Raw genomic sequence first — 8,634 nt, 5'->3', positions numbered from 1 at the left:
TGAGCGCGTCGATGATGCCGTGCTCGCGGGCTGCGCGGACATCGTGTACGGCCCCGGGAAGAGCGGGTGAGGCCCACAGCAGCCGGCCGAAGGGGTCGGCGATGACCTGCACGTTCATCCCGTGCTTCTTGTGTTTGCCCGAGTAGAAGGGCCGGTCTGCGGCGATCCGGTCGATCGGCAGCAGCGTCCCGTCCAGCAGCACGAACGCCTTCATCGAGGCCACCCTGACCGCCTCGGCCAGGGTCGGAGCCAGGGCCGAGAGAACCTCGACCGCCTCGGCGATGTACCGGAATGCAGTGGCCGTTCCGACCCCGAAACCGGCCGCGAGCTGCGCATACGGATGCCCGTTGCGGAGGTGGGCGAGGGTGAGCAGGGCCTGTCGGCCTGCGCTCAGGCGCCGCCACCGGGTGCCAAGGGCCCGGCGATGTGCGCGCAGGCGCGCAGCAAGGCAGCGCCGGACAGAGCTGGACACGTCGATGCCCGACGGGTAGACAAGCACACGAAGCCCCTGGTGGAGACGGAATTCTTGGTCGAAAACCCATCCACCCGTTCACCAGCCCTACGCCCAACTCGCACGACAGGTTGGAAAAGGCTCACTCAGTTATCTGACACCGTCAGAGAAGTTCACAGAACTTCTTGCGACCGACGGTTGAACCAGCCGGGACATCGCAGCGTTCCGGTTCAACAATATCGGCGACAACTCGGGTCAACTGCCCACTACAGCGAGTCTCGATCAATTTTGCGTTCCTGATGCAGGCTGGTGGCTTCATCTCTAGGGCACCATGATTCGCATGATCTACTCGTCATATAAGCATTTGAAACTCATGTATCCGAGGAGTGAACTAGCTACCGTTGCGCCCAACACTGTTCTTTGGAAGCTGCTCGATGAAACCTCGGGAATTCCCCAGCCTTGTGAGAGGAAACAATTAGGCCGAACATAATTTCTACCACGCATCGTGAGCTTAATGCAGAGCAGGACACGGTTTTCATTGCTCTAGCCGACTATAAGGGCATTCGGGGCCGGTTGATGCGCGGGATCATGGAGTACGAGGTTCACGAGGGAGGTAATGGAGCCGGTACCGTCCTGCGCTGGACGCTTCACGGATCGACCAAAATAGACAAGGACTGCATAATAGATGTGAATGAACCGTCTGCAGGAGTACTCGTAGAGCGGGACCGAGGGTACAGTGGTCACTACCTGGAAGGTCCAGGAAGGCTCACGTCCGGGGCACTTACGCGTAACAGTGCAGTCACGATGGGAGGTCTCTTCAAGGGGATTCAAGGGATTTGTTGAAAGGTCCCTATCATCGAAGGCGCTCACTCTAACTCGCAATTGAACTCGAGCCTCGACAATCCGGATGAAACTCAAGCTGGCGAAATCCCCCCGCGATCGAGTAACATCACGATGAACTTATTGAGCACCCAATGCCATGATTTGGCAAGCTCTGCTGACTCTTTTGCAAACGCGCCGGACACGCATGGCATTAGCAACACAGTCAACAGCCTTATCGTCTACAGACGACTCCACTAGTGAACGTCGTGTGAATGTCCCGGGGCTGGGCGGTGAGTGCGCGCTGGCCGGAAAGATCCAGGGCGTTCGTGCGCACGAATTGGACCATCCTCGTGCGCTGGGCCACACATCCGTGTCCGAAGCCGCAATCCTCTGGAAGTTCTGGAAAATCTCGACAGCGATAATCATTTCCGCACCCGCATCAATCTAGGTGACAGCGTTTACGTCACGTCGCATTCTCGGTTCAAAGGACTATGGAGTTAAAGGTAAGAGCGTGCTCGGCCAGCGTAATAAGGAGATTTCTGCATTCTGAACGGCTACGGGCATCACCCATAATTATAGGCACCTCGCCGCTCAGGGCGAGTGCTGCGCGTATACTTTCGATGGGGTAGCGGTGGCTTCCGTCGAAGCAATTGACGCCGATCACGAAGGGCATATTTCTTCGTTCGAAAAAGTCTATTGACGGAAAGCAGTCCTCCAGACGTCTGGTGTCAGCCAGAACTACCGCACCGAGCGCTCCGGTGGCCAACTCATCCCAGAGAAACCAAAAACGGTGCTGACCCGGCACGCCAAATAGGTAGAGGGCGAGCCCGGCGCGGATGTCGATCCTCCCGAAGTCCATCGCGACCGTGGTGGTACTTTTCCTTTCAATTCCTGCAATGTCGTCGAGAGGGCGGCCGATTTCACTCAAATTCTCCTCAGTGCGCAGCGGACGTATTTGGCTAACTGTTCCCACCAGTGTCGTCTTTCCTACGCCGAATCCACCTGCTATGACGATTTTCAGCGTAATGGGAGAAGGGCTTCCTTTGCGCTTACTATCAGAGGACGTGTAGGCCATTGATCACTTCTCTCAACAGATTCTTATCGGCTATGGCGCCTCGCGCGTCGGGCCTCTCCACATGGACAAATCCCGCGTGTTCGAGGTCCCCCAGGAGAACGCGCACGACGCCTAGAGGGAGTTCAGTGGCGGAGCCGATGTCGGCAACGGTGAGGGCGCAGTGGGCACACATCTCGACTATGGCAGCCTGCTCTGGGGCAAGGAACACGCTGTCGGGTGCGGGCCGTACAGCAGTGACTACAGCTATCAAGTCGAAGGCTTGTTCCCCGGTCGGACGCGTCCGACCGGACGTCACCGTGTAAGGGCGTACGATCCGCCCCGCGTCGTGGTCGTACCAACGCAGCTCCCACGGACGGGCTTCGAAGCTGTCTGGGCAGGTTTGATCGGTGTTCGGCTTTGGCGGTTGTCTCTGCTCCGCGGACCCAGCCATAACTGTCTCATTCCCCAGTGCCTGCGGGAGTGCCGGATCGAGGGCGTACTGACAGATGCTCACTGAACTTCTTCACAAGGAGCATCATTTCGTAGACGACGAGGCCAACATCGGCTTCCACACCCGCAATGACCGCCAGACAACTGCCGTCGCCAGCAGCTGTGATAAACAGGAATGCCTCGTCGAGCTCGACCATGGTCTGACGGACGGCGCCGGCGCCGAAGTGACGCCCCGCCCCACGCGCGAGACTGTGAAAGCCTGAGGCGACGGCAGCCAGATGTTCGGTGTCCTCACGGCTGAGACCACTGGAAGCACCTGTGGCAAGGCCATCGCTGCTCAGTAGGACGACATGGTCAATATCAGCAACCCTGGCGACTAGATCGCTGAGCAGCCAATTGTCGGGAAATGATGCTCGGCCTATCTGCGTCATTGATTGTGCCTCTCTGCTGCCGCGGCATGCGTTTCTGGGTAAGGAACGGTGCTGATAGCATCCGCGGATTCGTGGGATGGGGGTGGGTTCTGAGCGGCGCCAGTGGTTGGCAAGAAAGGTGCGCAACCTTGCGTGCCTGGCGCTGTTGAGAGCTCAGATGTGGTTGTAGGGGAGTTGGCCCGATGGTCAGATGACGCGTTCTGGAAAGCCGCGAAGGATGCGCGGTGGTCTTCCGCTGTGCGGCTGTGTGCGCGGTTTCTGGGGGTGCTCGAATTCTTCGGCAGCGACTCACGAAGTTGCGGAACAAGGTTGGCCTGCGGCACTCTCCGTGGGAGCTCGTTCGCGGCCAAGGAGCTGTTCGTAGCGGTAGGGCTAGGCGTTAGTTCTTCGGGCATATCATGGCTGCTTCGATGCACAGGGTCTACTGCTGGGCCGCGCACTAGGGATTCACTGCGTGCTGTATGTAGAGCCGACGAATCTACGAGAGCGCTATTTCGGTACAGGGACTGTTCTTCGAGTACATCCGTAGCATCCGGTACGCACGGATGTGGGTCTTCCGCGATGCGGACTGAATCAGCAGAGTGGCTGACCACGAGTGCTGTATTGAAATCGGTATCACTCGGCGGCCCTTCTTCTGGGCTGGTCCTCGTGGCGAGCAGTCCTGGGGGAATCAGGATCACGGCGCTGGTTCCTCCGTACGGAGAAACTCGGAGAGTTACTCGAATCCCGTGCCGGTGAGCGAGACGGCTCACAACGAAGAGGCCTAGCCTGTCGGTGTCAGCAAGGTCGAATTCCTGTTCGATTGAGAGGCGTCGGTTGACGTCAGCCAGGGTCGCGGAATGCATACCCATCCCCCTGTCGACTACCTCCAGTGTGAAACCGTTGAAGACGGCTTCGCCGCTGACTTCGACTTGCGTGTGAGGAGGTGAATAGAGAATTGCATTTTCTATCAGCTCTGCCACCAGGTGGGTGAGGTCTGCCACTGCATGACCGACCATTTCGTGGGCCTGCTGCGGCAGGAACGCATTCAACCTCACCCGTTGGTAATCCTCCACTTCGCTGATGGCTGCTCGTACAACGTCAACGAGAGGAATGGGGCGGCGCCACACTCGGCCGGGGGACCCTCCTGAAAGAATGATCAAGCCTTCGGCGTGACGACGCATACGAGTCGTAAGGTGATCCAAGCGGAAGAGCTCTTCCAGCCGAGTAGGGTCAACGGTTCGGCTTTCCATGGCGTCGAGCAGCGTGAGCTGGCGGTGTAGCAGTACTTGGCTGCGTCGAGCGAGATTGACGAATACGGCTGAAATTCCACGACGGAGTTGAGCCTGGTCAACGGCAGCTTCGATGGCACTGCGCTGCACGGCGCTCATTGCCCGTCCTACCTGCTTGATTTCCTTGAGATCGGAGGAGAATGGAGTGACCTCGGCTGCAACGTCTACAGCTTCGCCGCGACGGAGCATGCGAATGACCGCCGGCAATCGGTTGCTGGCGATGCTTTGGGCGGAATTGCGTAGCGCAAGAAGCTCACGTGTGAGTGATCGACCGGTTCGCACGGAGACGAAGGCGGTGGCAATGACTGCTGCCAAACTGACTCCACCCGCAATAGCTGCCCGTGTGATGTTTTGATTTGCAAGCTCGGTAGTGCGAGAAGCCGATTTCTTGCCCAGAAGCGCGTCGATATTCTTTAGGTCTACTAGCACTGCATTGGTAGACGTGTTCCAACCGCGAAAGTCGAAAGAGTCAAGGGTGTTGACGGCGTGTCGTTCACTCTGGAAGCGAGTTTCGAAATCGCGGGCAATCTTCCACTTTGTGCTTGCCAATACTTTATCGTAAATCTCCCGATCTTCTCGAGGCAGCTCCTGAATGTAAACGTCGAACACGAAGTTGCGAGATCCTAGAGCCTCATAAAGAGCATGAGTTTGTGCTTCCTTGGCCTTGCCCGACTCGCCCAGGCCGGCGAGGATCGCATCCGCTTGGGAGTAGAATTCATGAGCCAAAGAAATTCCGACGTACGCTTCATCTAGCTTATCTACGGAAAGTGCCCTACGGAACTCGTACCCTGGCCTTACAGCCTCTCCATAGCGCTCCACCGCCGTAAGCCAGCTGATTTCACCGGTGGCAACCTGTCGCCGGAGATCCGGCAAGCTGTCGAGCGTATTCATTACTTTTGAGAATTTAATACGCTGCGCCTCGTTCAGATCAGACAATTGAGGGCTATTGCCGGAACCTCGAAGTCGTGATGCTATTAGTTCAGTGGCCGCTTGATTGTGCGCAAACCGTGGACTCAAGCCTTTTGTCGAAGTAGATGCAAGGAGCTGAACTGCAGAGTGGCGCTCTCTCTGGAGCGCGCTTTCAAGGTCCGCCACCACCCGACCGAAGTTGCGGTATCCATTTTCCGACCTTGTGAGGTCCACCGCCGTTCTCGTAGTCGACAGCGTGGTGTACGTCCACAACCCCGCGAGGGCAACTATGGGAACTACCAGGAGCGCCGCAATTTTTGTGCGTATCGATCTCATACGGAACGGCATGAAGTCTTCCAGATGCTAGAGGGAGATGCGAGTGTGGAGCCTGCCAACGGCAGTGCTGGACCCGGACGTGACTAAAGCCTACGTAACGTCGTCAATCGCGAGCGTGAGTAATCAATGCTCAGCGGTCATGCGGCAGGAAGCCCCTTGGTGATGGGCGCGAAGGAGAAGTCGGACAACTCGTTATTGAGCAGGAACCCGCGACCGGGCACGGTAATGGCAGAGCCACCAGTCTGCTCAATGGTCAGGATGTAGGACACGACGTTGCCCCATCGGTCCGAGGCCACCAGATGAGTAGTTGAGGGACCCTCATGCGGCTCCTCGCTAGCCGCGCCCTGAGCACCTACAGCAACGGATGTGCGGGGGTCTGCCGGCGTCACGGGGCTTTCAAAACGGAGTCGGACCGAATCAGGCAGGATCGGTGGAAGTCCGCGCTGGCTACTGGGTAGGACAGGCGTCTTCCGAGGAGTCTGGCGTCCGGATCCGGGATCCTAATTCGTGATCTGGACTGACCACTGGAGCTTGTGTCTACCATCCGAGTGCATCGTGGGCAGTCACATCGGCCGCTGTGCGGCGTTATCGACTAATGCTCCGGACCTTGGCTTTCGGGGGTCGGGTCTTGCTCACGCGTTCTTCATGTCCGGAAGTGCGGGGGCTTGAGGTGATGTTGCCGTTGACTCGATGAAGACTGCGCGGGATTGACGTATGGGTGCGCAATCGATTCCCTGAACTTGCTGGAGTCGTGCCAAATATGCTTCGCTGGTTGCGTGAACCAGACGTGTTCATAGACTGAGCCCGTACGCTGCCATCGCGCAGGAGACGTGCGACCGTTACTCCCCGAGGATAGCCATGCCCCCGACTTTTGGGCTTCTGGCATACCGGAATAGGCATTGTGGATTGTGTGGTACAGCGCGGCGATCGCAGGCTTCAATCATACCCATGGCAAGATGTGGTGAAGTTAGTGGATTGCGTCACTCTAATTCTAGCGGTACCTTTCGTTGAAACCTTCATAATTGAGCGAGACCGAGCCGTAATGCCGCAACGCGTCTCGTCTGATGCCATGGAGCTAGGCCTACTGACAAGTTCATCAATCGACGATTGCGTCGGCTCGCCGGTGGCTTGGTGAGTGGTTGTAGGCGCTCTTTCATCACCACCCTCTTTCGGTGCTGACTTTCTTGGTTTGGCTATGCTTGATTCCTCAGATTGCACATGAGTTCGAATGGGCGCCGTGCCGTCACTGCCAACGGTAGGGTCGGTCCATGGAGTTGCGCTCTCCGTGGAAGAAGTGTCGGTGGCCGTTGGCTGCACAGTAGGTTGACCAGCGTCAGTGCGCAGTTGGGCATTACCTACAGCCAGATTGGTTGCCTCGCGATCCGATATGCGCCAACCCATCAATAGGATGCCGATACCTGTCACGACACAGCAAAACAGATGAATTCGCTGGCGGCCATGGTGTGGACGTGCATGTCTTCTTCGGCTGGGCTCAACGGTAGTTGAGGCAGGGATGCACTGCTCAGGGGATACCGAGTCGTGTTGTGGACGGAGGGCAGGGGCCTGGGTAGACGCGGCGAGAGGCTCTCGTGCCTCGAGCAAGTCAGCGGGTGTTCCACAGCCTTGGCAGCATAGAGCGCCATTCGTGTACCGCTGGCAGGTCGCACAATAGTCCATGGGCGGGAAGCTATACCTCGTGCCGGGCACTGTAAATGAGCAATTGTTACTTGTTCGCAGCTGTAATCTTGATGGTTGAGGCTAAACCACTTTTGCGTAACTCCTGGAGCAAGGATCGCGGTTTTAGTTGTGAAACCAGCCTACGTTGCGGTGAATCGGTCGGTGATCAGATCCCTGGGTTGGTGCGCTAGACGTCGACCGAACTCGCGGCGCGACCGTCGTGCTCGGCAATGAGCCTTTTCCAACCTTACTTTGAGCTGGTCAGATGAAGAGTGAGGACAGCTTGGACGAGGCTGGTGATGCGGGTGGTCGAGCACCGCAGTCTGCGGAGAAGTCGCCAGGACTTGAGGGTGGCGACGGCCTGCTCGACCAGGGCCCGGATCTTCGCGTGGGACCGGTTGACCGCCTTCTGGCCTGCGGAGAGGGTCTCCCAGCGTCCCCAGCACGGGATGCGGACCGTGCCGCCGGCAGCCTCGGTAGCCCTTGTCGGCCCAGCCGGATGCCGGCCTCGGCGAGAGCATCGACGATGCCGTGCTCGCGGGCCGCGCGAATGTCGTGGACGGCACCGGGCAGGGCCGGTGAGGCCCACAGCAGCCGGCCGAAAGGATCGGCGATGACCTGCACGTTCATCCCGTGCTTCTTGTGCTTGCCGGAGTAGAACGGCCGGTCCGCGGCGACGCGGTCGATCGGCAGGAGAGTGCCGTCCAGGATCAGATACGCCTTCGTCGACGCGGCCCGCACCGCGTCGTCCAGACTCGGGACGAGGGCGGCCAGGAGCCCGACCGCCTCGGTGACGTAGCGGTAGGCCGTCGCGGTGCCGATGCCGAACCCGGCAGCGAGCTGGGCATAGGTGTGTCCCATCCGCAGATGGGCCAGGGCGAGCAGGGCCTGGCGGCCGACGGTAAGGCGCCACCGGGAGCCGATCGCGCGGCGGTGGCGCCGCAACTGCTGCGCGAGGAAACAGAGGGCGGAACTGGACACGTCGACACCCGACGGGTAGACAAGCATGTGAAGCCTCTGGTAGGAGCCGGTTCTCTTGGTCGAAAACCCATCTACCAGGGGCTTCACCACGTTGTCAGCCCAACTGCGGCACCCCAGAAGCAGGTTGGAAAAGGCTCAATGACTGGCGCCGCTCGACCTAACGAGTTGGTGCGTGATAGCGGGTGGGGCGTGTTTGCCTTGATCACGGCGTCTTTCACATGGTGATGTTGCGGTCGGAAACGAGGCTGGCAA

At 58.7% G+C, this 8,634-nt stretch carries 5 protein-coding genes and 2 pseudogenes; all 7 read right to left on the bottom strand.

Annotated elements, in window-relative coordinates; genetic code table 11:
• Positions 1-499 (bottom strand): transposase family protein (locus ABZ532_RS30955; RefSeq protein ID WP_361291186.1); only part of this gene is annotated, 499 nt, incomplete at its 3' end.
• 1,255 nt (positions 500-1,754) lie between these two features.
• Positions 1,755-2,348, bottom strand: coding sequence for an ATP/GTP-binding protein (locus ABZ532_RS30950; protein ID WP_361291183.1), 594 nt, complete (start codon positions 2,346-2,348; stop codon positions 1,755-1,757).
• The gene (locus ABZ532_RS30945) at positions 2,329-2,778 is read right to left on the bottom strand and encodes a DUF742 domain-containing protein (RefSeq protein WP_361291180.1); all 450 of its coding nucleotides are present in this window, start codon (positions 2,776-2,778) and stop codon (positions 2,329-2,331) included. Before ABZ532_RS30945 ends, ABZ532_RS30950 begins: the two co-directional genes overlap by 20 nt.
• Positions 2,779-2,785: 7 nt before the next feature.
• Positions 2,786-3,208: a roadblock/LC7 domain-containing protein gene (locus ABZ532_RS30940; RefSeq protein ID WP_361291177.1), complete on the bottom strand. Its 423-nt coding sequence runs from the start codon at positions 3,206-3,208 to the stop codon at positions 2,786-2,788.
• Positions 3,205-5,724, bottom strand: coding sequence for a nitrate- and nitrite sensing domain-containing protein (locus ABZ532_RS30935; RefSeq protein ID WP_361291174.1), 2,520 nt, complete (start codon positions 5,722-5,724; stop codon positions 3,205-3,207). Before ABZ532_RS30935 ends, ABZ532_RS30940 begins: the two co-directional genes overlap by 4 nt.
• Before the next feature lie 164 nt (positions 5,725-5,888).
• Positions 5,889-6,166 (bottom strand): annotated as a pseudogene (locus ABZ532_RS30930) (gamma-glutamyltransferase); the annotation flags it as partial.
• 1,482 nt (positions 6,167-7,648) lie between these two features.
• Positions 7,649-8,409: pseudogene (locus ABZ532_RS30925) on the bottom strand (IS5 family transposase).
• Between the last annotated feature and the right edge of the window lie 225 nt (positions 8,410-8,634).

The sequence above is a fragment of the Streptomyces sp. NPDC019396 genome (assembly GCF_040632375.1).
Lineage (GTDB): Bacteria > Actinomycetota > Actinomycetes > Streptomycetales > Streptomycetaceae > Streptomyces.
The sequence above is the reverse complement of the archived record's forward strand: the minus strand, read 5'-3'. Positions and strand labels throughout refer to the sequence as shown.